General features: G+C 68.4%; 21 protein-coding genes. 11 read left to right on the top strand and 10 right to left on the bottom strand.

Features of this window, described 5'->3' with window-relative positions:
- Positions 1–6: 6 nt before the first annotated feature.
- Together ACEYYA_RS06460 and aptA are read right to left on the bottom strand one after the other, a co-directional pair.
- Positions 7–1,368, bottom strand: a complete 1,362-nt coding sequence (locus ACEYYA_RS06460) for a helix-turn-helix domain-containing protein (protein WP_374798802.1) — start codon at positions 1,366–1,368, stop codon at positions 7–9.
- The gene (aptA, locus tag ACEYYA_RS06455; RefSeq protein WP_374798800.1) at positions 1,368–2,726 is read right to left on the bottom strand and encodes an omega-aminotransferase AptA; all 1,359 of its coding nucleotides are present in this window, start codon (positions 2,724–2,726) and stop codon (positions 1,368–1,370) included. Before aptA ends, ACEYYA_RS06460 begins: the two co-directional genes overlap by 1 nt.
- Positions 2,727–2,916: 190 nt before the next feature.
- Here aptA and ACEYYA_RS06450 point away from each other — a divergent pair, with 190 nt between their 5' ends.
- The 4 genes from ACEYYA_RS06450 to trpE all read left to right on the top strand — a co-directional run bounded on the left by ACEYYA_RS06450 (position 2,917) and on the right by trpE (position 9,563).
- Entirely contained in the window at positions 2,917–4,857 is a 1,941-nt protein-coding gene (locus tag ACEYYA_RS06450; RefSeq protein ID WP_374798798.1) for a potassium transporter Kup, read from the top strand.
- 82 nt (positions 4,858–4,939) lie between these two features.
- Positions 4,940–6,115 (top strand): aminotransferase, encoded by a 1,176-nt coding sequence (locus tag ACEYYA_RS06445; RefSeq protein WP_374798796.1) that lies wholly within the window; start codon positions 4,940–4,942, stop codon positions 6,113–6,115.
- Positions 6,116–6,204: 89 nt separating this feature from the next.
- Positions 6,205–8,052, top strand: coding sequence for a peptidylprolyl isomerase (locus ACEYYA_RS06440; protein ID WP_374798794.1), 1,848 nt, complete (start codon positions 6,205–6,207; stop codon positions 8,050–8,052).
- Positions 8,052–9,563 (top strand): anthranilate synthase component I, encoded by a 1,512-nt coding sequence (gene trpE, locus ACEYYA_RS06435; protein ID WP_374798792.1) that lies wholly within the window; start codon positions 8,052–8,054, stop codon positions 9,561–9,563. Before ACEYYA_RS06440 ends, trpE begins: the two co-directional genes overlap by 1 nt.
- A gap of 12 nt (positions 9,564–9,575) precedes the next feature.
- Here the strand turns inward: trpE and ACEYYA_RS06430 are convergent, their stop codons facing one another.
- On the bottom strand, positions 9,576–10,271 hold the full coding sequence (locus ACEYYA_RS06430; RefSeq protein WP_374798790.1) for a hypothetical protein: 696 nt from the start codon (positions 10,269–10,271) through the stop codon (positions 9,576–9,578).
- Positions 10,272–10,406: 135 nt separating this feature from the next.
- Here ACEYYA_RS06430 and ACEYYA_RS06425 point away from each other — a divergent pair, with 135 nt between their 5' ends.
- The 7 genes from ACEYYA_RS06425 (at position 10,407) to lexA (ending at position 15,934) form a co-directional block, all read left to right on the top strand.
- On the top strand, positions 10,407–11,003 hold the full coding sequence (locus ACEYYA_RS06425) for an anthranilate synthase component II (RefSeq protein ID WP_374798788.1): 597 nt from the start codon (positions 10,407–10,409) through the stop codon (positions 11,001–11,003).
- Positions 11,000–12,010 carry an anthranilate phosphoribosyltransferase gene (gene trpD, locus ACEYYA_RS06420; RefSeq protein ID WP_374798786.1) on the top strand — a complete coding sequence of 337 codons (1,011 nt, stop codon included), beginning with the start codon at positions 11,000–11,002 and terminating at the stop codon, positions 12,008–12,010. The genes ACEYYA_RS06425 and trpD overlap by 4 nt, the downstream gene beginning before the upstream one ends.
- Before the next feature lie 43 nt (positions 12,011–12,053).
- Positions 12,054–12,686 carry a uracil-DNA glycosylase gene (locus ACEYYA_RS06415; RefSeq protein ID WP_374798784.1) on the top strand — a complete coding sequence of 211 codons (633 nt, stop codon included), beginning with the start codon at positions 12,054–12,056 and terminating at the stop codon, positions 12,684–12,686.
- Between the two features lie 23 nt (positions 12,687–12,709).
- Positions 12,710–13,495, top strand: coding sequence for an indole-3-glycerol phosphate synthase TrpC (gene trpC / locus ACEYYA_RS06410; protein WP_374798782.1), 786 nt, complete (start codon positions 12,710–12,712; stop codon positions 13,493–13,495).
- Positions 13,496–13,978, top strand: a complete 483-nt coding sequence (gene moaC, locus ACEYYA_RS06405) for a cyclic pyranopterin monophosphate synthase MoaC (RefSeq protein WP_374798780.1) — start codon at positions 13,496–13,498, stop codon at positions 13,976–13,978. It abuts the gene before it with no gap.
- Complete coding sequence (locus ACEYYA_RS06400; protein ID WP_374798778.1) at positions 13,975–15,153, top strand: molybdopterin molybdotransferase MoeA; 1,179 nt, start codon at positions 13,975–13,977, stop codon at positions 15,151–15,153. Before moaC ends, ACEYYA_RS06400 begins: the two co-directional genes overlap by 4 nt.
- Before the next feature lie 70 nt (positions 15,154–15,223).
- On the top strand, positions 15,224–15,934 hold the full coding sequence (lexA, locus tag ACEYYA_RS06395) for a transcriptional repressor LexA (RefSeq protein WP_374798776.1): 711 nt from the start codon (positions 15,224–15,226) through the stop codon (positions 15,932–15,934).
- A gap of 708 nt (positions 15,935–16,642) precedes the next feature.
- On the opposite strand, the gene lpxB is transcribed toward lexA, so the two are convergent.
- The 7 genes from lpxB to rseP all read right to left on the bottom strand — a co-directional run bounded on the left by lpxB (position 16,643) and on the right by rseP (position 24,756).
- On the bottom strand, positions 16,643–17,983 hold the full coding sequence (gene lpxB, locus ACEYYA_RS06390) for a lipid-A-disaccharide synthase (protein WP_374798774.1): 1,341 nt from the start codon (positions 17,981–17,983) through the stop codon (positions 16,643–16,645).
- Positions 17,980–18,822: a UDP-2,3-diacylglucosamine diphosphatase LpxI domain-containing protein gene (gene lpxI, locus ACEYYA_RS06385; RefSeq protein ID WP_374798772.1), complete on the bottom strand. Its 843-nt coding sequence runs from the start codon at positions 18,820–18,822 to the stop codon at positions 17,980–17,982. The genes lpxB and lpxI overlap by 4 nt, the downstream gene beginning before the upstream one ends.
- Positions 18,819–19,610, bottom strand: coding sequence for an acyl-ACP--UDP-N-acetylglucosamine O-acyltransferase (gene lpxA / locus ACEYYA_RS06380; protein ID WP_374798770.1), 792 nt, complete (start codon positions 19,608–19,610; stop codon positions 18,819–18,821). Before lpxA ends, lpxI begins: the two co-directional genes overlap by 4 nt.
- Before the next feature lies 1 nt (position 19,611).
- Entirely contained in the window at positions 19,612–20,073 is a 462-nt protein-coding gene (gene fabZ, locus ACEYYA_RS06375; RefSeq protein WP_374798768.1) for a 3-hydroxyacyl-ACP dehydratase FabZ, read from the bottom strand.
- Between the two features lie 124 nt (positions 20,074–20,197).
- Positions 20,198–20,914: an OmpH/Skp family outer membrane protein gene (locus tag ACEYYA_RS06370; protein WP_374798766.1), complete on the bottom strand. Its 717-nt coding sequence runs from the start codon at positions 20,912–20,914 to the stop codon at positions 20,198–20,200.
- Between the two features lie 6 nt (positions 20,915–20,920).
- Positions 20,921–23,281, bottom strand: a complete 2,361-nt coding sequence (gene bamA / locus ACEYYA_RS06365) for an outer membrane protein assembly factor BamA (RefSeq protein WP_374798764.1) — start codon at positions 23,279–23,281, stop codon at positions 20,921–20,923.
- 113 nt (positions 23,282–23,394) lie between these two features.
- Positions 23,395–24,756: an RIP metalloprotease RseP gene (gene rseP, locus ACEYYA_RS06360; protein WP_374798762.1), complete on the bottom strand. Its 1,362-nt coding sequence runs from the start codon at positions 24,754–24,756 to the stop codon at positions 23,395–23,397.
- Positions 24,757–24,812: the final 56 nt, after the last annotated feature.

The following is a 24,812-nucleotide window of genomic DNA, read 5'->3' as shown; positions in this document are numbered from 1 at the left end:
CAAGGCTTAACCTTGCGCCGTGCCATTGGCCGGTGCGGCGACGATCGAGACCTCGCGCCGGGCCGGGCAAACCGGATGCGGGCAGATGCGGCAGGTCGGGCCGACGGCCAGCGGCGGATCACCCGTGCCGGGCGCATCCGGCAGGATCAACATCTGCGCGCACAGCAGCCGGGGACCGTCCAGCCCCTGCGGCAGGTCGATCCGGGCGATGGTCTGGGTCTGGAACCGGGCGGGCCAACGCCCGGCCATCTCGATCCGGTCGCGGCGCGGCTGGCCGGGGCTGGCAAGCGCGGCAAACAGCGGCCACAGCGCGCAGGCGGCACCGCCGCGCGGAAAGGTGAAACCGGGCAGCGGGCGACGAAAGGATAGCGCCCCGGCGGCATCGCAGATCGCCAGCCCCACCCCGGTCGCGGGCAGGCCCGGCACGCCCGGCGGCAGCGCGGCCAGGCGGCGCATCACCAGATCGGCGGGCCGGTCCAGATCGCGGGCCAGGGCAAAGGCGTCCAGCGCATCGGCCCCCTGTCCTTCCAAAGCCGCGATCAGGTCGGCATCGGGCAGTCGCGCCCGATCGGCCTGACGCGCGGCCCATTCCGCCTGCGCCAGGGCCAGACCAGGCTGCGAGACCAGCGCCGGATCCTCGGGGGCGGGCGGCGCGGCGGGCGCCCAATCGGCGGCGGAAAGCCAGGCCTCGACCTCATCCTGGGGGCTGGCCAGACCCGGTTCGGCATGATCCAGCCGGTCCAGATAGGCGGCCAGCGCCTCGGCGGTATCGGCGGCGCGGCGGCTGTCATCGGCCAGCGTGCGATGAAACCGCGCGCGCCATTGGGGGTCGATCTCGCCATCCTCGGTCAGGATCGCGGCGGTCGAGCGAAGTGAGGTCACCGCCGACAGCACCTGATGCAGCATGTCCGACAGCCAGGGATCCTGCGTCATCCGCTGGCCCAGATCGACCAGCGCGGCCTCCAGCGTGTCGACGCGGCGCTGACGCCCGGCCAGTGCCGCCGCCCAGCCGGGAAAGCGCGAGACGAACTCCTCGATGCGGTCCAGTTCGGGGGGCAGCGTCGGATCGCGCATCGCCACTTCGCGCAACGTGTCGAACAGCGCGCCGTCGCCGCCCTCATCCAGGGTTTCGCGCGCCACGCCCAATTCGGCCGCAAGCGCCGCCAAAAGGTCGGGGCGCGGCACCCGGCGGTTCTTTTCGATCAGGTTCAGATAGGCCGCCGAAACACCGACCGCGCGCGCCAGATCGGCCTGCTTGACCTGCGCGGCCAGGCGGCGTTCGCGAATGCGAGTGCCCGACAGCGCCGCGCCGGAGGCACCGCCCCCCGACGCACCGCCCAAGGCCCGAGCGCGCGGCGCGCGCGGCATCAGTCCAGCCCGTCCAGCACCTTCTTCAGCGTGCCGACCAGTTCGTCGATCTGCGCGCGTTCGATGATCAGCGGCGGCGACATGGCTATGATGTCGCCGGTGGTGCGGATCAGGATGCCCGCCTCAAACGCGCGGCGGAAGGCGGTGAAGGCGCGCTGCGTCGGCGCGCCTGCCATCGGTTCCAGCTCGATGGCGCCGATCAGGCCCATGTTGCGGATGTCGATGACATGGCGGGTGCCGCGCAGGCTGTGCAGCGCCTCCTCCCAATAGGGGGCGATCTCGGCGCAGCGGTCGAACAGGCCCTCGTCGCGATAGGTGTCCAGCGTGGCGATGCCCGCTGCGCAGGCAATCGGGTTGCCGGAATAGGTATAGCCGTGGAACAGCTCGATCGCGTGGTCGGGGCCGGTCATGAAGGCATCATGGATCGCCGCGCTGGTCAGCACCGCGCCCATCGGGATGACGCCATTGGTCAGGCCCTTGGCGCAAGTGATCATGTCGGGCGTCACGCCGAAATGCTGGGCGGCAAAGGGCGAACCCAGGCGGCCGAAGCCGGTGATGACCTCATCGAAGATCAGCAGGATGCCGTGCTGTGCGGTGATCGCGCGCAGCCGTTCCAGATAGCCCTTGGGCGGCATCAGCACGCCGGTCGACCCGGCCATCGGCTCGACGATGACGGCGGCGATGGTGTCGGCACCGTGCAGCGCGATGATGCGTTCCAGATCATCGGCCAGATGCGCGCCGTGCTCGGGCTGGCCCCGGCTGAAGGCGTTTTGCGCGGGCAGATGGGTATGCGGCAGGTGATCGACGCCGCCCAGGGCGGTGCCGAAATAGCGCCGGTTGTTGACGATCCCGCCGACCGAGATGCCGCCGAAGCCCACCCCGTGATAGCCGCGTTCGCGCCCGATCAGCCGGGTCCGCGCCCCGTCACCGCGCGCGCGGTGATAGGCAAGCGCGATCTTCAGCGCGGTATCGACCGCCTCGGAGCCGGAGTTGCAATAGAACACATGGTCCATCCCCTTGGGGGCGATGTCGACGATGCGGTTGGCCAGTTCAAAGGCCAGCGGATGCCCCATCTGAAAGGCCGGTGCGTAATCCAGTTCCGCCGCCTGACGCTGGATCGCCTGGGTGATCTTCGGGCGGCAATGACCGGCGTTGCAGCACCACAGGCCCGCCGTGCCATCCAGCACCTGACGGCCATCGTCGGTCGTATAGTGCATGTCCTTTGCCGCCACGAACATCCGCGGCGCCGATTTGAACTGGCGGTTGGCGGTGAAGGGCATCCAGAAGGCGCGCAGGTCATTGGGGGTGCGGGGCTGGTCAAGCGGGGCCATGGCTTCCTCGGGTCCGGTGGAACGCATCGGGCAAGGCTATACCAGCCCCGGCGGCGCGCCAAGGGCCAGCCGATCCGCACCCGACCAAGGGCGGGGTCGCGCCGTGGCAGCCGCGCCGCCAGGTTTGCCCCGTCTCACGCCAGCGTGAAATGCAGCTTGCCAAAGGGCCGGGCCGGTCTATGTTCGGCGGTCTGTGCAACACGAACAAGGGTGCACCATGGCCGACCGGGCCGAGACCAGCACGGGCGGAACGCCCGCCCCCGCCGCCACCGATCCCGTTGATTTTCATGACCATCCACACGGCCCGCCGCCGCTGAACACGGCTTTGGTGATGGGCACTTTGGGTGTCGTCTATGGCGATATCGGCACCAGCCCGCTTTACGCTTTGCGCGAATCGTTGGCCCATGCCACCGACGGCGGGCTGTTCGCGGCCGAGGTGATCGGCATCGTCTCGCTGCTGATCTGGACGATCATGCTGATCGTGACGCTGAAATATGTCGTGCTGATCCTGCGCGCCGACAACAATGGCGAGGGCGGCACGCTGTCGCTGGTGGCCAAGGCGCAGCAGGCGCTGGGCGGGCGCACGCCGCTGGTCTTCATGCTGGGCATCATCGGCTGCGCGCTGTTCTTCGGCGATGCGATGATCACGCCCGCGATCTCGATCCTGTCGGCGGTCGAGGGGCTGACGCTGATCGAGCCGGACTTTGCCCCCTATGTGCTGCCGGTGACGCTGGCCATCGTGATCGGCCTGTTCGCGGTGCAGCGCAAGGGCACGGCCAGCGTGTCGCGGTTCTTCGGCCCGATCACCCTGTTGTGGTTCACGGTGATGGCGGTGCTGGGCGCCAGCCATATCCGCGACAGCCTTTCGATCCTGCACGCGCTGAATCCGTTGCACGCCTTGAGCTTCATCGCCGATCACCGGCTGGCGGCGCTGCCGGTGCTGGGGTCGGTCTTTCTGGCCGTCACCGGGGCCGAGGCGCTGTATGCCGACATGGGCCATTTCGGGCGCGGCGCGATCCGCATCGCCTGGGGTGCGGTCGTGGCGCCGGCGCTGGTGCTGGCCTATCTGGGCCAGGGCGCGCTGGTGCTGGCCCATCCCGAGGCGGCGCGCGATCCGTTCTTTCTGATGGCCCCGCAATGGGGGCTGGCGCCGCTGGTGCTGCTGGCGACCGTCGCCACGGTGATCGCCAGCCAGGCGGTGATCTCGGGTGCGTTCTCGATTGCCCAGCAGGCGGTGCAACTGGGGCTGCTGCCCCGGCTTGAGATCCAGCACACATCCGACACCCATCGCGGCCAAATCTACCTTCCCAAGGTCAACCTGTTCCTGATGATCGGCGTGTTCGTGCTGATCGTATCCTTCGGGTCATCGGCGCGGCTGGCCTCGGCTTACGGGATCGCCGTGACCGGCGATATGGTCATCACCTCGGGGCTGGCCATCGTCGTGTTCCGATATGCCTGGAAATGGAGCTGGGGGCTGGTCCTGGGCATCATGCTGCCGATCCTGGCGATCGAGGCGGTGTTCCTGTCGGCCAACATGGCCAAGGTGTTCGACGGCGGCATCGTGCCGCTGATGTTCGCCGCGCTCGTGGCCACGATGATGCTGGTCTGGGTGCGGGGCACGCGGATCGTGCAGGCCAAGCTGTCGGGTGAATCCGTCGCGCTGAGCTTTCTGGCCGACAAGCTGACGACATCGGAACCCACCATCGTGCCGGGCACCGCGGTGTTCCTGACCGCCGATCCGACCGTCGCGCCGCCGGCCTTGATGCACAACCTCAAGCACAACCGGGTGCTGCATGAGGCCAATGTGATCGTCAAGGTCGACGTCGCCAACACGCCGCGTGTCGATGACGACAAGCGGCTGAAGGTGGAACGGATCGCGCCCCGGTTCTGGGTGCTGCGGGCGCGCTTCGGCTATATGGAGCAGCCGAATGTGCCGCGCGTGCTGGCGCATCTGCGCCGCGACGGGATCAAGACGGATGTGATGCACACCTCCTATTTCCTGAACCGTCGCGCCTTCCGCACCGGCAAGGCCAATCTGTTCCCGCTGTGGCAGCAGCGGCTTTATGTGTCGCTGTTCAAATCCGCATCCGATGCGACCAGCTTTTATCGGCTGCCCTCGAACCGGGTTGTGGAAATGGGTCAGCAGATTAACATCTGACGCGCCGGGGCGGACCTTGCGCGGATGTCGGGGGCGGTGCCTCCGGCGGGGATATTTGAACCAAGAAGAAAGGGCGGGCGCGATGCAGATCAACCCGTTGATGGCGGCGACCTTTGCGCCGCCGGTGATGGAAGCGCGGCGATGGTTGGAGGGGGTGGTGTTCCCGCCCGACCGGCCACTGATCAATGTCAGCCAGGCGGCGCCCATCGACCCGCCGCCCGAGCCGTTGCGCCGGGCGATTGCCGAGGCGGCGCTGAACGATCCCTCGGCGCATCTCTATGGCCCGGTGCTGGGGATGCGGGCCTTGCGCGATCAGGTCGCGGCGGATTGGCAGGCGGCCTATGGCGGCGCGATTTCGGGCGATCAGGTGGCGATCACCCAAGGCTGCAATCAGGCGTTCTGCGCCACGATTGCGACGCTGGCCGGGCCGGGGGACGGGGTGATCCTGCCGACGCCCTGGTATTTCAACCACAAGATGTGGCTGGACATGGCGGGCATCGTCACGCAGCCCTTGGCGACCGGTGCCGATCTGCTGCCCGACCCGGATGCGGCGGCGGCGCTGATCGGGCCGCGCACGCGGGCCATCGTGCTGGTCAGCCCCAACAATCCGGGCGGCGTCGAATATCCGGCGGATCTGGTCGCGGCCTTCCGCGATCTGGCGCGGTCGCGCGGCATCGCGCTGATCGTGGATGAGACCTACCGCGATTTCGACGCCCGTGACGGCGCGCCGCATGGCCTGTTCACCGATCCCGACTGGGACGACACCTTCATTCAGCTTTACAGCTTTTCAAAGGCTTACCGGCTGACCGGCCACCGTGTCGGCGCGGTGATCGCCAGCCGCGCCCGTCTGGCCGAGGTCGAGAAGTTCCTGGATACGGTGGCGATCTGCCCCAGCCAGTTGGGCCAGATCGGCGCCTTGTGGGGGATGCGCAACCTGCGCGATTGGGTCGCCGCCGAACGCGCCGAGATCCTGGCGCGCCGCGCAGCGATGGAGGCGGGGCTGGCCGCCCTGCCCGGCTGGACGCGGCTGGGGGTCGGGGCCTATTTCGCCTATGTCGAGCATCCCTCAAGCCTGCCCGCGCCGGACTTCGCCCGCCATCTGGTGCGCGAGGCCAGCGTGCTGACCCTGCCCGGCACGATGTTCATGCCGCCGGATGATGCGCGTGGCCAGCGGCAGTTGCGCATCGCCTTCGCCAATATCGACGTGGCGGGGATCGGCGTGCTGATGCAGCGGCTGGTCGGGCTGTCTGCGGTGTGATCGCCCTCGCCCCCCGGCCGGTCCGGGGGGCGCTTGCCCCCCGCGCCGCTTGCCCCTAGAACAGCCCCACCAATCATACGGGGACGATCATGACAACGACGCTGCGCAGCAAGGGCAAAAGCTCGGTCTATTGGGTGCTGATGGGGTTCATGATCCTGGGTCTGGGCGGCTTTGGCGTCACCAATTTCTCGGGCATGTCCAGCCAGGACATCGGCGCGGTGGGCGATACCGGTATCGACGCCGATGATTATGCCCGCGCGCTGCGGTCGCAACTGGATGCGATGGCCCAGCAGGGCGGCCGCCGCCCGACCCTTGCCGAGGCGCAGCAGATCGGGCTGGACCGCAACGTGCAGTCGCAATTGTTCGCCAGTGCCGCCCTGGGCGAGGCCGCGCGCCGCATCGGCCTGTCGGTCGGTGATGATGAGGTGCTGCGCCAGATCCAGTCCGTGCGCGCCTTTCAAGGGCCGAACGGCGGCTTCAACCGTGCCGCCTATGCCGACCTTCTGCGCCGCGAGGGGATGACAGAAGCCGCCTTCGAGGCCGGGCTGCGGTCGGATGCGGCGCGCGGAATGATGGCGCAGGGCATCACCGGGGCGACCGCCGTGCCGGTCGCGGTCGTGGACAGCTATGTCCGCTGGCTGACCGAAACCCGCGACATTTCGGTGGCCGAACTGACCCCGGCGGATCTGCCCAGCCCTCTGCCCGCGCCCACCGATGATGAATTGCGCGCCTTTCATTCAACCCATGCCGAACAGTTCACCCGCCCCGAAACCCGCCGCATCACCTATATCAGCCTGACCCCCGAGGCGCTGAAGGTGAACCTTGATGAGGCCGCCCTGCGCGCGCTGTATGATCAGCGTCACGATCAATTCATGCGCCCCGAGCGGCGGATGGTCGAAGTGCTGGTCTATCCCGATGCCGCCGCCGCCCAGGCCGCGCGCGACCGGCTGGACAAGGGCGAGGTCAGCTTTGCCGATCTGGCCGCCGAACGCGGGCTGACGCTGTCCGACATCGACAAGGGCGAGGTGACCGAGGCGCAATTGGGTGCCGCCGGTCCCACCGTCTTTGCCGCTGCCGATAATGGCGTGGTCGGCCCGGTCACCACCGATCTTGGCCCCGCCCTGGTCGCCGTCAATGCCATCCTCGAGGCGCAGGAAACCAGCTTCGAGGAAGCCCGCGCCGATCTGGCCGCCGAGGCCGCCGCCGATCAGGCCCGCCGCACCATCACCGAGCGCAGCCCCGACATCGAGGACGCCCTTGCCAGCGGCGCCACACTGGAGGAGGTCGCCAAGGAACAGGGCATGACGCTGGGCACGATCGAGGTGACGGCCGCGACCATGGATGACATGGCCGCCTATCCCAGCTTCCGCGAAACCGCGCTGAAGGTCGGCCAGACCGATTTCCCCGAATTGGGCCAGTTGAACGATGGCGGCGTGTTCGCGCTGCGGCTGGACGGGATCGACCCGCCCGCGCTGATCGAGTTCGACACCGTTCACGATCAGGTCGCCGAAGCTTGGCTGAAGGCCGAGATGGACCGCGCCCTCGCCGCCCGCGCCGAGGATATCGCCGCCAAGGTCGAGGCCGGAACCAGCCTGGCCGATCAGGGCCTGGCCGCGCGCAGCCATACCGGGATCGCGCGCGATGATCTGGTCGACAGCCTGCCCCCCATCGTCACCGCCGAGGCCTTTGACCTGACCGCCCCCGCCATGGCCGGTGTGGCCGAAGGCGACCACCGCGTCTTTGTGGTGGCGCTTGACGCGATCCATCAGGGTGGCCAGGGCGACGAGGCCAAGGCGCTGCATGGCACGGTCGAACGCAATGTCACGATGTCCATCGCTCAGGACATCGAGGTGCTGTTCACCCGCGCCATCCAGGACGAGGCGGGCATCACCATCGACCCCGGCGTCATCGCCGCCGTGAATGCGCGGGTGAACTGATGGCGCGCTGCCTGCCTGATTTCGACGCGTTCGAGGCTGGCTGGAACGCGGGTCGCAACCAGCTTGTCTGGGTGCGGCTGGCTGCCGATCTGGATACCCCGGTGTCGCTGATGATGAAGCTCGCGGGCGATCAGCCCCATGCCTTCATGCTGGAAAGCGTGACCGGCGGCGAGGTGCGGGGCCGCTATTCGGTCGTCGGGCTGAAGCCCGATCTGATCTGGCAGTGCCATGCCACCACGGCCCGGATCAACCGCCAGGCGCGGTTCGATGACGCCGCCTTTGTCGATGACACCGCCGACCCGCTGACCAGCCTGCGCGCGCTGATCGCGGAAAGCCGGATCGACATGCCCGACGACCTGCCGCCGATCGCGGCGGGGCTGTTCGGCTATCTGGGCTATGACATGATCCGGCTGGTCGAACATCTGCCCGATGTGAACCCCGACCCGCTGGGCGTGCCCGATGCGATGCTGCTGCGCCCCTCGGTCATCGCGGTGCTGGATGGCGTCAAGGGCGAGGTCACGATCTGCGCCCCGGCCTTTGTCGGCTCGGGTCTGAATGCGCGCGCGGCCTATGCCCAGGCGGCCGAGCGGGTGATGGATGCCTTGCGCGATCTGGATCGGTCCTTGCCCGGATCGGGGCGCGATCTGGGCGATGCGGCGCAGGTGGGCCAGCCGGTGTCGAACTTTGCCAAGGCCGATTATCTGGCCGCGGTCGAGCGCGCAAAGGATTACATCCGCGCGGGCGACATCTTTCAGGTCGTGCCCAGCCAACGCTGGCGGCTGGATTTCCCGCTGCCGCCCTTTGCCCTCTATCGCAGCCTGCGGCGCACCAACCCCTCGCCCTTCATGTTCTATCTGGACATGGGCGGCTTTCACATCGTCGGTGCCAGCCCGGAAATCCTTGTGCGGCTGCGCGACGGCGAGGTGACGATCCGTCCCATCGCCGGCACCCGCCCGCGCGGTGCGACCCCGGATGAGGATCGCGCGCTGGAGGCCGATCTGCTGGCCGACCAGAAGGAGCTGGCCGAACATCTGATGCTGCTGGATCTGGGCCGCAACGATGTGGGGCGGGTGGCCAAAATCGGCACCGTGCGCCCGACCGAACAGTTCATCATCGAGCGTTACAGTCACGTCATGCACATCGTGTCGAACGTCGTGGGCGAGATCGCGGACGATCAGGACGCGCTGTCGGCGCTGCTGGCGGGGCTGCCTGCGGGCACCGTCTCGGGCGCGCCCAAGGTGCGGGCGATGCAGATCATCGACGAGCTGGAGCCGGAAAAGCGCGGCATCTATGGCGGTGGCGTCGGCTATTTCGCGGCGAATGGCGAAATGGACATGTGCATCGCGCTGCGCACCGGCGTCATCAAGAATGGCGCGCTGTATATCCAGGCCGGCGGCGGCGTTGTCTATGACAGCGACCCCGAGGCCGAATATCAGGAAACCGTCAACAAATCACGCGCCTTGCACCGCGCCGCCGATCAGGCGGGGATGTTCGCCAAGGGCCGGAACTAGCGGCCCCGCCGCCTAGCCGCCATCCTGCGGGGCCAGGATCGCGGGCGGCGGGCTGGTGGGCAGCGTCACGGGGTTGGGCAGCATCTGGCCCGGTTCAGGCTGCGGCGCGGCCAACGCGGGGGCCTGCACCTCACCCGGCGGGGGGACCGGCACCGGGGCTTCGGGTTGCGGCGCGGCGGGGGCATCGGCACCGGCTGCGGGCGCCGCCAGACCCGCGCCGACACCCACCGGCTGAGCGGGGCGCGCACCGGGCTGGGCAACCTGGCCCGAGGGCGCGGCCTCGGGGCCGGGGGCGGCCATCGCCGGGGCCTCGGCAGGTGCAACGCCACGGTCGGGCGCATCCAGCGCGGCAGGCAATTGCGGTGCGCCCTCACGCCGGGCGCGGTCGAATTGCGCGGCGGCGGGCACGGTGGCCAGCGCCTGATCGGGGCGCGCGTCCGGGTCTGCGGATGGGGCTGCGGCAGGCGCGGCAGCGGGTTTGGCCGGGTCGATCACCGCCGGACGGCCCACCTGCAAGCCCGCCTCGGGGCGCTTGGCCACTGGGCGCGCGGTATCGGGCAGCACCAGCCCCGATCCGGCGCGCGGCTTGGGTGCCAACCGCGGGGCCGCAGGATGATCGCCGATCATCGGCAAGGCCAGCGACAGCGCCGCCAGACCTGCCAGCCCGATCCCGGTTCCGGCCAGAAACCCCTTCAGAAACCCGGCCATCCTGCCCCTTTCGCGCGCCTTTCGCCGCCGATCCTTGCCCTGGCGCTGGTCATGGCTTGACCCTGCCCCATGGCTCGGCCCATCTATAGCCGGGTTCGCCCCAAGAAGAACCCGAAAAATCCCAAAGGACGCGGCATGATCCTGTTGATCGACAATTACGACAGCTTCACCTTCAACCTGGTGCATTACCTGGGCGAGTTGGGCGCCGATGTCCGGGTCTGGCGCAATGACGCGCTGTCGGTCGATCAGGCGATGGGGATGGGCGCGCAGGCCATCGTGCTGTCGCCGGGGCCATGCGATCCCGATCAGGCGGGCATCTGCCTGCCGCTGACGCGCGGCGCTGCCGAAGCCCGGTTGCCGCTGCTGGGCGTCTGTCTGGGTCATCAGACCATCGGTCAGGCCTTTGGCGGGCGCGTGGTGCGCGCGGGCCAGATCGTGCATGGCAAGCTGGGGGCGATGCATCACGCGGGCGCGGGTGTCTTTGCCGGCCTGCCGTCGCCCTTGATGGCCACGCGCTATCACTCGCTGATCGTCGAGCGCGCCACCCTGCCCGACTGCCTGGAGGTGACCGCCTGGCTGGAGGACGGCACCATCATGGGCCTGCGTCACCGCGACCTGCCGATCGAGGGCGTTCAATTTCACCCCGAATCCATCGCCAGCCAGCACGGCCACGCCATGCTGGGCAATTTCCTGAAATCCGCGGGGCTGAACGTAACGGAGCGCGCAGCATGAGCGCGCTTCGCCCGCTGATCGGCCTGGCCGCCACCCGCCCGCTGACCCGCGATGAGGCCGACACGGCCTTTGCCGCCCTGTTCGAGGGCGAGGCCACGCCTTCCCAGATCGGCGGCCTGTTGATGGCGCTGCGCGCGCGGGGCGAGACGGTGGACGAAATCGCCGCCGCCGCAAGCGCCATGCGCGCGCGCTGTCACCCCGTCGTTGCGCCGCAGGGTGCCATCGACATCGTCGGCACCGGCGGCGACGGCAAGGGCACGCTGAACATCTCGACCGCGACGGCCTTTGTGGTGGCGGGCGCGGGCGTGCCGGTGGCCAAGCATGGCAACCGCAACCTGTCGTCGAAATCCGGCGCCGCCGATGTGCTGGGCGCGCTTGGGATCGAGGTGATGCGCAGCCCTGATCAGGTGCAGGGCGCCCTGGATCAGGAGGGTATCGCCTTCATGATGGCGCCGATGCACCACCCCGCGATGCGGCATGTGATGGGTCCGCGCACCGAACTGGGCACGCGCACCATCTTTAACCTGCTGGGACCATTGACCAATCCGGCGGGGGTCAAGCGCCAGTTGACCGGCGCGTTCTCGGCCGACTGGATCGGCCCGATGGCCGAGGTGCTGCGCGATCTGGGATCGGACGTGGCCTGGCTGGTGCATGGCGGCGATGGCACGGATGAGCTGTCGATCTGCGCGCCCTCACAGGTGGCGGCGCTGAAGAACGGCGCGATCACGCGGTTCGACATCCACCCCGAGGATGCGGGCCTGCCCTGCCATCCGTTCGAGGCGATCGCGGGCGGCGATCCGGCCGACAACGCCGCCGCGCTGCGCGCGCTGCTGGAGGGCGCGGCGGGCGGCTATCGCGATGCAGTGTTGCTGAATGCCGCCGCCGCGCTTGTCGTGGCCGATGCCGCCGCCGATCTGAAAGCCGGGGTCGAGATGGCGCGGGCCGCCATCGATTCCGGCGCGGCCAAGGCCAAGGTGGCGGCTTTGGCACGTCTGTCGCAGGCCTAGGCCCGGTGGCGGGCTGGGCGTGAGTATTTTTGCAAAGCGGAAGATGGATTGGCCCGCGCCGCCGCCCGGCTGGGCCGATCACGCCGCGTTTCGCCTGATCTGGCCGCGCCTGGCCGAGGCTTTGGCCGGCCAGCCGGTGCTGCCCGCGCCCGACCGGATCTTTGCCGCGCTGTCGCTGCCGCCCGACCGGGTGCGTGTGGTGGTGCTGGGTCAAGACCCCTATCCGACGCCGGGCGATGCGGTGGGGCGGGCCTTCGCGGTCGCGCCCAACACATCGCTGCCGCGCAGTTTGTCAAATATTTTCAAGGAATTGGCCGACGACGGCTTTGCCCCGCCGCCGCGCGATCTGGCGGGTTGGACGGCGCAGGGCGTGCTGCTGCTGAACACTGCGCTGACCGTGCCGCCGGGCCAGGCCGGGGGCCATGCGCGGCTGTGGCAGGGCTTTGCGCGCGCGCTGCTGGCCGATCTGCCGCCGCGCCCCCGCGCCTGGTTGCTGTGGGGCGCGCATGCGCAAAAGGCGGCGCAGGGCCTGCCCGCGCCCGGCGATCTGGTGATTGCGACGGCCCATCCCTCCCCCTTGTCGGCGCGGCGGGGGTTCTTTGGCTCGCGCCCGTTTTCGCGCATCAACGACTGGTTTGTCGCAGCCGGCCAGCCGCCGATCGACTGGTCAGCCTGATCGCCGCACGCTAAGAAAGACCCATGGATATTCTGGATCGCATCAAGGCCTATAAACTGGACGAGATCGCCGCCGCCAAGGCCGCCCGTCCGTTGTCGCAGATCGAGGCCGAGGCGCGCGCCGCCGATGCCCCGCGTGGCTTCGCCGCCGCCCTGAGCGCGCGCGCCGCAAGCGGCCCCGCGCTGATCGCCGAGATCAAGAAGGCCAGCCCATCCAAGGGGTTGATCCGCGCAGACTTCGACCCTCCGGCGCTTGCGCGGGCCTATCAGGCGGGCGGCGCGGCCTGTCTGTCGGTGCTGACCGACGCCCCCAGCTTTCAGGGCGCGCCCGACTACCTGCGCGCCGCCCGCGCCGCCTGCACCCTGCCGGTGCTGCGCAAGGATTTCCTTTATGACCCCTATCAGGTGGCCGAGGCCCGCGCCTGGGGGGCGGATTGCATCCTGATCATCATGGCTTCGGTCGATGACACCCTTGCCGCCGAGTTGGAGGACGCCGCCCGCCACTGGGGCATGGATGCGCTGATCGAGGTGCATGACCGGCCCGAGCTGGACCGCGCCTTGCGGCTGAAATCCGGGCTGATCGGCGTGAACAACCGCAATCTGAAGACCTTTGAATTGTCACTGGATGTGACGCGCGATCTGGCACCGCATGTGCCCAAGGGCCGCGATCTGGTCTGTGAAAGCGGGCTGTTCACGCCCGCCGATCTGGCCGCGATGATGCAGGTCGGCGCGCGGCGCTTCCTGATCGGGGAAAGCCTGATGCGGCAGGACGATGTGACCGCCGCCACCCGCGCCATTCAGGAGGTTTGAATGACCGGCAGACTGACGCATTTCGACGCCGAGGGGCTGGCCCATATGGTCGATGTCGGCGACAAGCCGGTGACCGACCGCATCGCCGTGGCCGAAGGTCAGGTGGTGATGGCGCCCGAGACGCTGGCGCATGTGCTTGAAGGCACGGCGAAAAAGGGCGACGTGCTGGGCGTGGCGCGCCTGGCCGGGATCATGGGGGCAAAGCGCACCGCCGATCTGATCCCGCTTTGCCATCCGATCCCGATCACCAAGGTCGCGCTGGATCTGACCGCCGACACGGCCCTGCCCGGCGTGCGCATCAGCGCCACCGTCAAGACCAGTGGCCAGACCGGGATCGAGATGGAGGCACTGACCGCCGTCGCGACCGCCGCGCTGACCGTCTATGACATGCTGAAGGCCGTCGACCGCGTCATGCGCATCGAGGGCATCCGCCTGACCCTGAAAGACGGTGGAAAATCAGGACGATACGAGGCAGCGACATGATTTCCGTCGATGAGGCCCTGCACAAGGTTCTGGCCCTGGCGACAGCGCCGCAGGTGGAAACCGTCGATCTGGATCAGGCCGATGGCCGCGTGATGCTGGCCCCGGCCCGCGCTGCGCTGGATCAGCCGCCCTTTGATGCGGCGGTGATGGACGGCTATGCCCTGCGCGCCGATGATCTGGTTGAAAATGCTCAACTTTCCGTGGTGGGGGAGGCTGCGGCGGGGCATGGTCTGGACCAGCCGCTGCACCCCGGCCAGGCGATCCGAATCTTCACCGGCGCGCCGCTGCCCCCCGGTGCTGGCGCCGTGGTGATGCAAGAGGATGTGACGCGCGAGGGCGACCGGATCCGTCTGAACGGCCTGCCGCGCGGCACCCATATCCGCCCGCGCGGCACGGATTTCCTTAAGGATCAAGAGCTTGCGCCCCCCCGCCTGCTGGACGCGCGCAGCCTGGCGCTGCTGGCGGCGATGAACGTGCCGCAGGTTCAGGTCGCCCGACGCCCGCGCGTCGCCATTCTGGCCACCGGCGATGAGCTGGTGCCGCCCGGCACCGCGCCCGGCCCCGGCCAGATCATTTGCTCGAACACCTATGCCTTGGCCGCCATGGCGCGCGCCGCCGGTGCCGAGGCGCAGATGCTGCCGATCGCCCGCGACACCGAAACCAGCCTGCGCGCCGCCTTTGCATCGGCGGCTGACGCCGATCTGATCGTGACCATCGGCGGCGCCTCGGTCGGGGATTACGATCTGGTGGGTCAGGTCGCGGCGAAACTGGGGCTTGAACGGGCCTTCTACAAGATCGCTATGCGCCCCGGAAAGCCGCTGATGGCCGGTCGCCTGGGCCGCTCGGCAATGCTGGGGCTGCCGGGAAATCCTGTATCCTCAATCGTTTGCGGCCTGTTGTTCATGCAGCCCCTGATCCGCATGATGCAGGGCCTGCCGCACCATGACCGCAGCATTGCCGCGCGGCTGGGCACCGACATCGGCCCCGCCGGGAACCGCACGCATTTCATGCGCGCCACGCTGACGCCCGGCGAAGATCTGCCCCGCGTCGCGCCTTTTGGCGATCAGGATTCCGGCCTGTTGTCGCTGATGTCGCGCGCCGATGGGCTGCTGATCCGCCCCGCCGATGATGGCCCCCGGCAAGCCGGTGAAATCGTTCGTGTTTTACCGTTCTAGTTGACACGAAACGGGAACACAGATAGAACAGGCAAAGAACGACCGTCAGGAACCACAAGGATGGCCGCCGATGCTGACCCGCAAGCAACTGGAACTGCTTGAGTTTATTCAAAAGCGTGTGGCCCGCGACGGGGTGCCGCCGTCTTTCGACGAGATGAAGGATGCGCTGGATCTGCGGTCGAAATCCGGCATCCACCGGTTGATCACCGCACTTGAGGAGCGTGGCTTCATCCGCCGCCTTGCGCATCGCGCCCGCGCGCTTGAGATCGTTCGCCTGCCGGAAGCCATGGGCGGGGCGCCAGCCGTGGCCGATCCGAAGCCCGGCTTCACACCGCGCGTCATCGCGGGCGACCGCACCGATCCGCCGCGCGGCGCTTTGGCCGTGTCCGACATGGGCGCGCTTGAGGTGCCGGTGATGGGCCGGATCGCCGCCGGTGTCCCGATCGAGGCGATTTCCGAAGTTTCGCACCATGTCGCGGTGCCCGGCGCGATGATCTCGGGCCGTGGCAACCATTACGCGCTGGAGGTCAAGGGCGATTCCATGATCGAGGCCGGGATCAACGATGGCGATATCGTCGTGATCCGCGAACAGACCACCGCCGACAATGGCGACATCGTGGTGGCCCTGGTCGAAGAGCTGGAGGCGACGCTGAAACGCTATCGTCGCCGCGGCAACATGATCGCGCTTGAGGCAGCCAACCCCGCATATGAAACGCGGATGCTACGTGAGGATCAGGTCAAGGTGCAGGGCCGCCTGGTGGGGCTGATCCGCAGTTACTGAAGGCTGGCCAATGCGCGTGCCATCGGGGGCGGGCTATGTGGTGTGTCATGTCGGGCTGTGCGACGTGCAGCGCATATGCAGACGGGCGTCGGTGCGGCAGACCCGCACGGCGTGGCAAGCAGACTGGAGCGACAGGGGTCGGACCAGGAGGCTGTCGGACCAGCGGGCCGCAGTGGGATCGCTGGCCACAGAGAAAGCGCGGGGCCCCCGGAACATTGAGCGACGGCGGCATATAGCGACAGCCTAGCGGCAATCCATCGACGCGCATCGGGCCGTGAGGATCCAGCAGGAAAGCTGGACTCCCATACCGTCATCACACAGGACCAACCGCCCGCAGCGGCGCAGCAGCCCTTTGGACCATGAGGCGGTTCGGACAAGGCGTAGCACCTTACTGACAGTCTGCACGCGCGATGGGCCGCCATGACAGCAGGTTCTCAAGCCGCAGCAGCCAAGCTGAGCCGGCGGCGGTCTGACGAGCACCTCAGCAGGGCAGCGGGCTTTAAGTGGAGTGCCGCCCGCACAGGGATAGGTCACCGAAAAGGCACAGCGAGACTGCGGAACGCCAAGCAACAGGTTGAGGAAGCACATACGATTTACCGCCAGACAACGGGCCTGTCACCGTCCGCAATAACAGCAAGCCCCCTACAGAGCGCCATAGCCGCGCCAGCCCAACTGCGCAGCGAAAGGCCCCAGGCGACGGACCGTCGTTCACTCAGCCCTTGTGCGGGCCGCGAGGAAATCCAGCACCGAGCGGGCGGCGCGCAGGCCGGGGGGCGGGCCGCCTTGACCCAGGCGCTGCATGGTCAGGTCCATCGCGCTGATCTGCTGGCGCCAGGCGAGGCTTGGATCGGACGCTGGCGGCGCCGCCTGTCTAGAAGCAATTGCGTCGGCGGCGCCGCTCGGCGCCCCTGTGTCGTCCACGGTGATGGACCGGACCGCATTGCGGCACCCCGGATCACCGGTTTCTGCCGTTGCCTCTGCCGCCTTGGCCCCCGCCGTCCTTTGCCTACCCGTCGCGCGGCCCGCCAGCAGCGCATCGGCCTTGGGCGTGATGCAGGCAGCGGTGCAATTGGCCCCCAGGCACTCCGGGATCGCACGGCTCTCCGAGACCAGATTGACCAGCGTCACCGTGTCGACCCGGATCAGCCAGGACATGATCAGCCGGGTCAGCCACGCCATGTCATAGGCGATCACCATCGGCAGACGGTTCGCGGCCAGTTCAAGACTGACCGTGCCCGAGGCGGCAAGCGCCACATCCGCCGCCGCAAAGGCCGCGCGGCGGTCGGCATCCTGGGTGATGATCAGCGGCGAGACCGGCCAGTCGCCGGTCAGCGCGCGGACCTGATCGGCAATCACCGGCAGCGTCGGCAGCACCACGCGCAGGCCCGGATGGCGCGCCGCCAGATTGCCCGCGACCTGCCCGAACACCGGGGCCAGCCGCGCCACTTCACCCCGGCGCGATCCGGGCAAAGTCATCAGCAGCGGCGCGTCAGTGGCGATGCCATGGGCGGCGCGGAACGCCGCGCCCTCAGCCGGGCTGGCCCAGGTCTCGGCCACGACCGGATGACCGACGAAATCGCAGCTCATCCCGGCGGCCTGCATATAGGGCGGCTCGAACGGCAGCAGCGCCAGCACATGATCGACCGACCGCGCCATCCTGGCCGCGCGCCCCGGCCGCCACGCCCAGACCGAGGGCGCGACGTAATGCACCGTCGCCACATCGGGCGCGGCGGCACGAACCTGGCCCGCGACCCGCAGGCCGAAATCGGGGCTGTCGATGGTGATCAGCACATCGGGGCGGGTGTCGATCACCGCCGCCGCGCATTCGCGGATCCGCGCTTTCAGCGCGCGGTATTTCGGTAGCACCTCGGCCAGACCCATGACCGACAGTTCCTGCATCGGGAAGCGGCTGACCAGCCCCTGCGCGGCCATCAGCGGGCCACCCACGCCGTCGAAGGTCACACCGGGCGCAAGCTGATGCAGCCCCGCCATCAGCGCCGCCCCCAGCTTGTCGCCCGAGGCTTCACCGGCGATCAGAAATACCCTCAAGCCGCGCGTGCCCATAGAAAGATCCCTGCCGCATCAGCCGCGGCGATGGTGGCATCGCGGTCAAGCAGCACCGCCCCGCCGGCCTGCCAGACGATCCCCGCCAGCCCGGCGGCGGCGGCGCGCGCCACCGTGTCGGGGCCGATCGCGGGCAGGTCGATGCGGCGATCCTGACCGGGCTTCGGCGCCTTGTAGATCACCCCGCGCGCGCCCTTGGGATCGGGGCGCAAGGCGGCGTGACGGGCGGTGAAGTCCAGCATTGCATCGGTGCCGGGCAGCGTCTCGACCGCCAGGCACAGGCCCTGCGCCACCACAGCGCCCTGCCCCAGATCAAGGCCCCCAAGACCCTCGACAATCTGCGCCGCGCGCGCCGCATCGCGTGCATCGGCATCGGAAGGCTTGCCCGCCAGCACCCCCGGCCCGGGCACCAGATCGGGTGCGATCTCGGCCAGACCGGCGACGGCAAAGCCGAACTCCTCGAACAGGGCGATCACGGCGCGCAGCGCGGCATCATCGCCCTGCCCGATCGCCCCGATCAGGCGCGGGACCAGTGATGCGGTACGGGCGTCGAAGGCTTCGGGGTCAAGGCGCGGGCGGCGCACGGCCCCGGCAAAGGTGACGCGGGTGACGCCCATATCCTCAAGTTGCTGCATGAAGGGGACCAGCCGTTCCAGCCGGAACCGGATCGGAACTGCGCCCGCGACATCGCTGGGAAAGCCGTCCATTTCGGCCAGCACCGCATCCGGCCCCAGTTGCGGCCAGAGCGCGGCGGGCAGCGCGCCGGTGCCCGCGATCAGCGCGGTCTTTCCAGGCGCGGTCTTTTCAGGCGGCGTCCGGCTCATCGTGGGGTCAGGAAGGACCGGTCGGACGGCCCCAGGATGAAATCCAGCATCTCGGCCTCAAGCGCGGTGGCGGCGCTGTCGCGCACGGCGCGGGCGGTGTCGCGCATATGGCCTTCGCGCAGGCGCTGGTAAAGCGCGCGCAGTGCTGCGATCTCGGCCTTGTCATGGCCGCGGCGTTTCAGCCCGACCAGGTTCAGCCCGTCCAATTCGCCGCGCGGGCCATGCACCAGGCCATGCGGCAGCACATCGGCGGTCACCATCGACAGCGCGCCGATCATCGCCCCGCGCCCCAGCCGGACGAATTGATGAACGCCCGACAGCCCGCCGACGATCACGTCATCCTCGATCACCACATGGCCCGCGATGGCGACGTGGTTGACGAGGATCACCCGGTTGCCCACGCGGCAATCATGGGCGACGTGGCAGCCCGCCATGAACAGACCGTCATCGCCGATCTCGGTCAGCCCGCCGCCGCCCGCGGTGCCGGGGTTCATGGTGACATGTTCGCGGATCCGGTTGCGCGCGCCGATCACCAGCCGGGTGTCCTCGCCCGCGAATTTCAGATCCTGCGGCACCTCGCCGATCACCGCGAAGGGGAAGATCACCGTGTCTTCGCCGATCTGGGTGTCACCGGTGATGACGACATGGGATTTGACCTCGACCCCGCGCGCCAGCCGCACCTTGGGACCGATGACGGAAAACGGGCCGATGCGCACATCGGGGCCGATCTCGGCGGCCGGATCGACGGCGGCGCGGGGATCGACCTGGGCTGAGGGATGGGCGGCCATGTCAGTCCTGAAGATCCATCATCGCGGTGAACTCGGCCTCGGCGGCCAGTTGACCCTCGACCTTGGCCTGGCCGGTGAACTTCCAGATCTTGCCGCCGCCGCGCAGCACGCTGACATGCAGTTCCAGCACGTCGCCGGGCACCACCTTGCGGCGGAACTTGCATTTGTCGATCGACATGAAGAACGTGTTCAGCGTCCGGTCGATCACATTCATCGAAATGCCGGTGACGATGGCCGAGGTCTGCGCCATCGCCTCGACGATGGTGACGCCGGGCATGATCGGCATGCCGGGGAAATGGCCCTGGAAATGCGGCTCGTTGAAGGTGACGTTCTTGATGCCGACCGCGCCCTGGAACGGCACGATGTCGCGCACCTTGTCGATCAGCAGGAACGGATAGCGATGCGGGATGATGCGCTGGATCAGGGCCAGATCGGCCTCGGTATAGGGGGCGGGTTCGGTCATGGCTTTCCTCGTCAACAGCGAGCGCGCCGGCGCGGCACAGGGTTGATCTGGTGCTAACAAGCGCGCCCCGGCTTGGCAAGGCAGAGGGGGGCGCCAGCCGGGGGATGGCGCCGAACCGGGTTGTTCAGGGCTGCGGCGCGGCGGGCTGGGCATCCGCGGGCGCAGGGGGTGGTGCGGTAGCGGGCGCAGGGATCGGCGGCGCGGCGGACATGCCCGCCATCCCCGGATCCAGGGTTTGCGGGGTGCCTTCGCCGATGCTGTCATTGATGACGCGCACCAGCTCATCGGTCACGTCGATGGCCTGGGCCGAGACGAACACCGACTGCCGATCCAGGATCGCCACCGCGTTGTGATCGGCCATCACCTGCGCAAAGGCGGGCAGCGCGGCATTGAAGAACGCCTTGCGCTCGGCATCGGCCAAGGCTGACAGGCGTTGCGCCTTGGCCTCTTGCTCGCGCCGGATGCGCACCACGGTGTCGTCAAAGGCGGCGGCGGCGGCGCGGAAGTCCTCGGGCGCCATTTCGGCGCGCCGCGTGGTCAGGTCGCGTTCCTGCTGGGCCAGGTCCGCCTCAAGCCGGTCATTCTCGGCGGCCAGCGCCACCCCGTCACGGCCCAGGCTGTCCTGCACCCGCTGATACCACAGCGAGGCTTCATAAAAGGCGACCGGGTCCAGCGTCAGCAGCCCCCCCGCCTGCGCCGGGCCGGGCGTGGCCATGGGCCGGGCCGAGGGCCGGGGGCTGGCGTCCGGTGCGACCAGGCCGGGATCGACCACCTGCGCCATCGCCGGCGCGGCAAGCCATCCCGCGATCAGCGCCAGCCCGATGATCGCCCGCGCCCGCATCCGGGGTCAGAACCGCGTGGTGACGGTCAGTTCAAACCGCTGTTCTTCGTCGTAATCCTGCTTTTTCAGCGCCTTGCCATAGTTCATGCGCAAGGGGCCGATGGGCGTTTCCCAGAACAGCGACACCCCGGCCGAGGCGCGGATCTGGCGGCTGTCATCGACCGCGGTGACACCGGCGGTGTTGTTCAGCCCCCAGATCGTGCCGACATCGGCAAAGACACCGCCGTGGACGCCATATTCCTCGGGCAGGCCGATCGGGAACTCGATCTCGGTGCGCAGCACGGCGAAATAGTTGCCGCCCAGCGCCTCGCCGGTCACGGTATCGCGCGGGCCGATGCCGTTCGGCTTGAAGCTGCGGATCTTGCCGTAGTTGCGGAAGCGGTCGATGATGCGGCTGTTCTGATCGCCCAGCATATGCACCGCGCCGCCTTCCAGTTCGGCGCGCAGCGTCACGTCCTCGCCCCAGACCTTGCGTTCGGCCACGGCCAGGGCGGTGGTGGTGACGGATTTGATGTCACCGCCCAGCCCCGCGAAATCCTGGCCAAAGCGCACCAGGAAACGGGTGCGCGGGTCCAGTTCCTCGCGCTTGGTGTCCCAGGTATAGGTATAGCCAAGCGCCGAGCCGGTGCGGCGACCCTGTTCTGCGATCAGGATCGGGGACGACCCGATATTTTCAGTCTTGTTGCCGTCGCCATCCTTGTCGCCGGTGTCCGGCCCCCAGGCGGTCATGCCGTAGATCTCATCCGAGGCGAGCCGATACCGCAGCGACAGGCGCGAGCGCGCCGACAGCGGAAATTCAAGCGTCGGCTGAAAGCCAAAGCTTTTCGATTTGAACAGCGCATTGTCGCCATCGGTGGTGTTGTACCAGATCTGGAACCCGGCCGAGAGGTCGCGACCCAGGAAATAGGGTTCGGTGAACGACAGGCGCGAATTGTTGTTCGACTTGGCGGTCGACAATTGCACATCGACCTGCTGGCCGCGGCCCAGGAAGTTCGCTTCCGACAGGCCGATGTTGAAGCCAAGGCCCGATCCCGCGCCATAGGTCGCCCCCAGCGTCAGCGAGCCGGTGGGCTGCTCCTCGACGTTCACATCGACGATGACATTGCCCGGTTGGGTGCCGTCGCGGGCATCGACCTGCGCATCGGCGAAATAGCCAAGCGCGCGGATGCGGGCGGCGGCATTGCGGATTTCGCGCGCGTTCAGCGGGTCGCCCTCGACGGTGCGGAACTGGCGGCGGATGACCTCATCCAGGGTGGCGGTGTTGCCCTCGATGTCGATGCGTTCCACAAAGACGCGCGGGCCACGGGTCAGCACGAAGGTCAGGTCCAGAAGGCCGTTGGCGTCATCCCGCGTCAGGCGCGGTTCGATGGCGATGAAGTTCAGCCCCTTTTGCAGGGCGACCGCCTCCATCCGGGTGATGGTCACGTCGATCGCCTCGGGCGAATAGATGCTGCCCGCGCGCACCCGTGTTTCGGGGGCGAAATCGGCGGCATTGACGCCCTGGACCTCGGAGACGGTATTGACGTTGCGGATGCGGAACTGCTGGCCTTCTTGTACCGAGAAGGTGACGAAGGTGGCGTCACGTTCGCGCGCGACCTCGGGGGCGACGGCATCGACCTTGAAGTCGATATAGCCGCGCGAGCGATAGAAATCGGTCAGCAGCTTCTTGTCCAGCTCAAGCCGTTCGGGGATCAGCGTGTCGCGCTGGATGAAGGTGCGCAACAAGCCGGCCTGTTTGGTGGCCAGCACCTGCCGCAGGCGGCGATCGGAAAAGGCGCGGTTGCCGGTAAAGCTGATGCGTTCGTTTTCGACGACCTTGCCCTCGGCGATCTCGAACACCAGATCGACGCGGTTGCCGTCGCGGCGGATGATCTTGGGCGTGACCTGCGCGGCCAGTCGCCCGCTTTCGGCATAGATCTTGGCGATGGCGGCGGCATCGGCCTCGGCCTGGGCAGGAGAATAGACCCGCCGCGCGCGCGAGGTGACGATCTCGGCCAGCTTGTCATCCTTCAGCTTCCGGTTGCCCTCGAAGTTGATGATGTTGATCGTCGGGTTCTCGACCACGCGGATGACCAGCGTGCCGCCCTGCGGGATCGCCTCGACCGACTGGAACAGGCCCGAGTTCTGCAACCGCTGAACCGCATCGTTCACATCGCCCGCCGACAGCGCGGCGCCGCGCTGGATCCCGGCATAGGTGATGATCGTCGCAGGCTCGATCCGCTGCGCGCCCTCGATCTTGAGGTTGGAAAAGCTGTAGCTTTGCGCCACCGCGATCGCCGGGGTGATGGCGGGCATCAGCGCCACACTGCCCGCCAAAATCGCTGCGTGAAGTTTCGCCTTGGCCGAAGCCGGGTTCCTGGCCTGCATCTGTCCCTCCGCGCGGCGCGAAATCATTGCCAACGGGTTAGCCCGAACCGCCCCCCTTGTCAAAAGGCTGGGCGGGTCGGCGGATCACTTTCGCACATGGCGCGGCGCGCCGGTCAGCGGCAGCGGAAGTCGTTGACCAGGCCGAAGATCATCAGCGTCAGGATCAGCGCCAGACCGATGCGCATCAGCATCTCGCGCGCGTGCTCGCTGGCGGGGCGGCCGGTCACGGCCTCCCATGCGTAAAAGGCCAGGTGGCCGCCATCCAGCACCGGGATCGGCAACAGGTTCAGAAAGCCGACCGCGACCGACAGCACCGCGATAAAGACGACAAAGTTCGCCGCCCCCGCCTGCGCCGCCGCACCCGAGCTTTCGGCGATGGTGACCGCGCCGCGCAGGTTGCACGACGAAATCGCCCCGGTCATCATGTTCCACAGCCCCGACAGCGATTGCGCCACGATGTCATAGGACCGCGCAACGCCGATCCCCATCGCCTCGGTCAGGGTGGTCGGGCGGGTCGCGGGGGTAAAGAACAGATCACCCGAAATGCCGATCAGCCAGCGCGTTTCAAAGCCGCCACCCACGCTGGGCAGATCGGTGCGCCGCGCCGACAGGGTGGTGTCGAACACCTGCCCCTGCCCCGCGCCAAGGCCGGGATCAGGGCGCCAGACGGTCAGGGTGATCGGCGCGCCCTCGCTGGCCTCGACATGGGCGCGCAGGTCGTCAAAGCCGGTCAGCGGCTGGCCACCGGCGGCGGTGATGACGTCGCCCTCGCGCAGGCCGGCGGCGGCGGCGGCGGAACCGGGCGCCACGCCGCTGGCGCGCAGGGGCGTGATCGGCGGGCCCTGGACCTGGCGTTCCTGGCCGTCACGGCTGATCGTGTAAAGGCGGCTGGCGGCGGCGGGCAGGCGCGCCTCGGCGCCGGCCAGATCGGCGTAGCTTGCGACCGGCAGGCCATCGACCGCCAGGATCTGATCGCCCGCCATCACCCCGCCGCTGCCGCCGGGCAGGTCGGCCAGGCTGTCGATGGTGACCTGATCGGTGGCGGTGCCGACCCACAACGCTACCCCGGCAAACAGCAGGATCGCGGTGATGAAGTTGAAGACCGGCCCGGCGGCAACGGTCGCCGTCCGCGCCCACAGCGGTGCGCCCTCCAGCGTGGCGCGACGCTCGGCCGGTGACATCGCCGCCACCGCCGCATCATCACCCCCCATCGAGGCCGGATCGGCATCGCCGCGAAACTTGACATAACCCCCCAGCGGGATCGCGGCGATCTGCCAGCGTGTGCCGTGGCGGTCAGTGCGTGAGGCAAGGCGCGGTCCGAAGCCGATGGAAAACACATCCGCCTTGATCCCCGACCAGCGGCCGATGATGTAATGGCCGAACTCATGGATCGCCACGATCACCGACAGCGCCAACACGAAGGCCACGATGGTGAACACAAGGCTGCCGAATTGCGGCACAAGATCGGTGGGCATCGGATCGGTCCTTTCAGGCAAGGCGCGGGCGGTTGCGCGTCAGGCGGCCAGCGTCG

This window comes from Paracoccus zhouxuedongae (assembly GCF_041927815.1).
In the GTDB taxonomy this organism is placed as follows: Bacteria; Pseudomonadota; Alphaproteobacteria; order Rhodobacterales; family Rhodobacteraceae; genus Paracoccus.
Note: the sequence above shows the minus strand (reverse complement) of the source record. Positions and strands in the feature narration are given on the sequence as shown.

Excerpts from the sequence above, each read along its gene's own strand:
- trpE (WP_374798792.1), top strand. The coding sequence starts at position 8,052 with ATGGCGCGCTGCCTGCCTGATTTCGACGCGTTCGAGGCTGGCTGGAAC.
- ACEYYA_RS06445 (WP_374798796.1), top strand. The coding sequence starts at position 4,940 with ATGCAGATCAACCCGTTGATGGCGGCGACCTTTGCGCCGCCGGTGATG.
- ACEYYA_RS06415 (WP_374798784.1), top strand. The coding sequence starts at position 12,054 with ATGGATTGGCCCGCGCCGCCGCCCGGCTGGGCCGATCACGCCGCGTTT.
- ACEYYA_RS06440 (WP_374798794.1), top strand. The coding sequence starts at position 6,205 with ATGACAACGACGCTGCGCAGCAAGGGCAAAAGCTCGGTCTATTGGGTG.
- lpxA (WP_374798770.1), bottom strand. The coding sequence starts at position 19,610 with ATGGCCGCCCATCCCTCAGCCCAGGTCGATCCCCGCGCCGCCGTCGAT.
- fabZ (WP_374798768.1), bottom strand. The coding sequence starts at position 20,073 with ATGACCGAACCCGCCCCCTATACCGAGGCCGATCTGGCCCTGATCCAG.
- trpC (WP_374798782.1), top strand. The coding sequence starts at position 12,710 with ATGGATATTCTGGATCGCATCAAGGCCTATAAACTGGACGAGATCGCC.
- ACEYYA_RS06460 (WP_374798802.1), bottom strand. The coding sequence starts at position 1,368 with ATGCCGCGCGCGCCGCGCGCTCGGGCCTTGGGCGGTGCGTCGGGGGGC.
- moaC (WP_374798780.1), top strand. The coding sequence starts at position 13,496 with ATGACCGGCAGACTGACGCATTTCGACGCCGAGGGGCTGGCCCATATG.
- ACEYYA_RS06400 (WP_374798778.1), top strand. The coding sequence starts at position 13,975 with ATGATTTCCGTCGATGAGGCCCTGCACAAGGTTCTGGCCCTGGCGACA.
- ACEYYA_RS06430 (WP_374798790.1), bottom strand. The coding sequence starts at position 10,271 with ATGGCCGGGTTTCTGAAGGGGTTTCTGGCCGGAACCGGGATCGGGCTG.
- aptA (WP_374798800.1), bottom strand. The coding sequence starts at position 2,726 with ATGCGTTCCACCGGACCCGAGGAAGCCATGGCCCCGCTTGACCAGCCC.
- ACEYYA_RS06450 (WP_374798798.1), top strand. The coding sequence starts at position 2,917 with ATGGCCGACCGGGCCGAGACCAGCACGGGCGGAACGCCCGCCCCCGCC.
- ACEYYA_RS06370 (WP_374798766.1), bottom strand. The coding sequence starts at position 20,914 with ATGCGGGCGCGGGCGATCATCGGGCTGGCGCTGATCGCGGGATGGCTT.
- trpD (WP_374798786.1), top strand. The coding sequence starts at position 11,000 with ATGAGCGCGCTTCGCCCGCTGATCGGCCTGGCCGCCACCCGCCCGCTG.
- rseP (WP_374798762.1), bottom strand. The coding sequence starts at position 24,756 with ATGCCCACCGATCTTGTGCCGCAATTCGGCAGCCTTGTGTTCACCATC.
- bamA (WP_374798764.1), bottom strand. The coding sequence starts at position 23,281 with ATGCAGGCCAGGAACCCGGCTTCGGCCAAGGCGAAACTTCACGCAGCG.
- lexA (WP_374798776.1), top strand. The coding sequence starts at position 15,224 with ATGCTGACCCGCAAGCAACTGGAACTGCTTGAGTTTATTCAAAAGCGT.
- ACEYYA_RS06425 (WP_374798788.1), top strand. The coding sequence starts at position 10,407 with ATGATCCTGTTGATCGACAATTACGACAGCTTCACCTTCAACCTGGTG.
- lpxI (WP_374798772.1), bottom strand. The coding sequence starts at position 18,822 with ATGAGCCGGACGCCGCCTGAAAAGACCGCGCCTGGAAAGACCGCGCTG.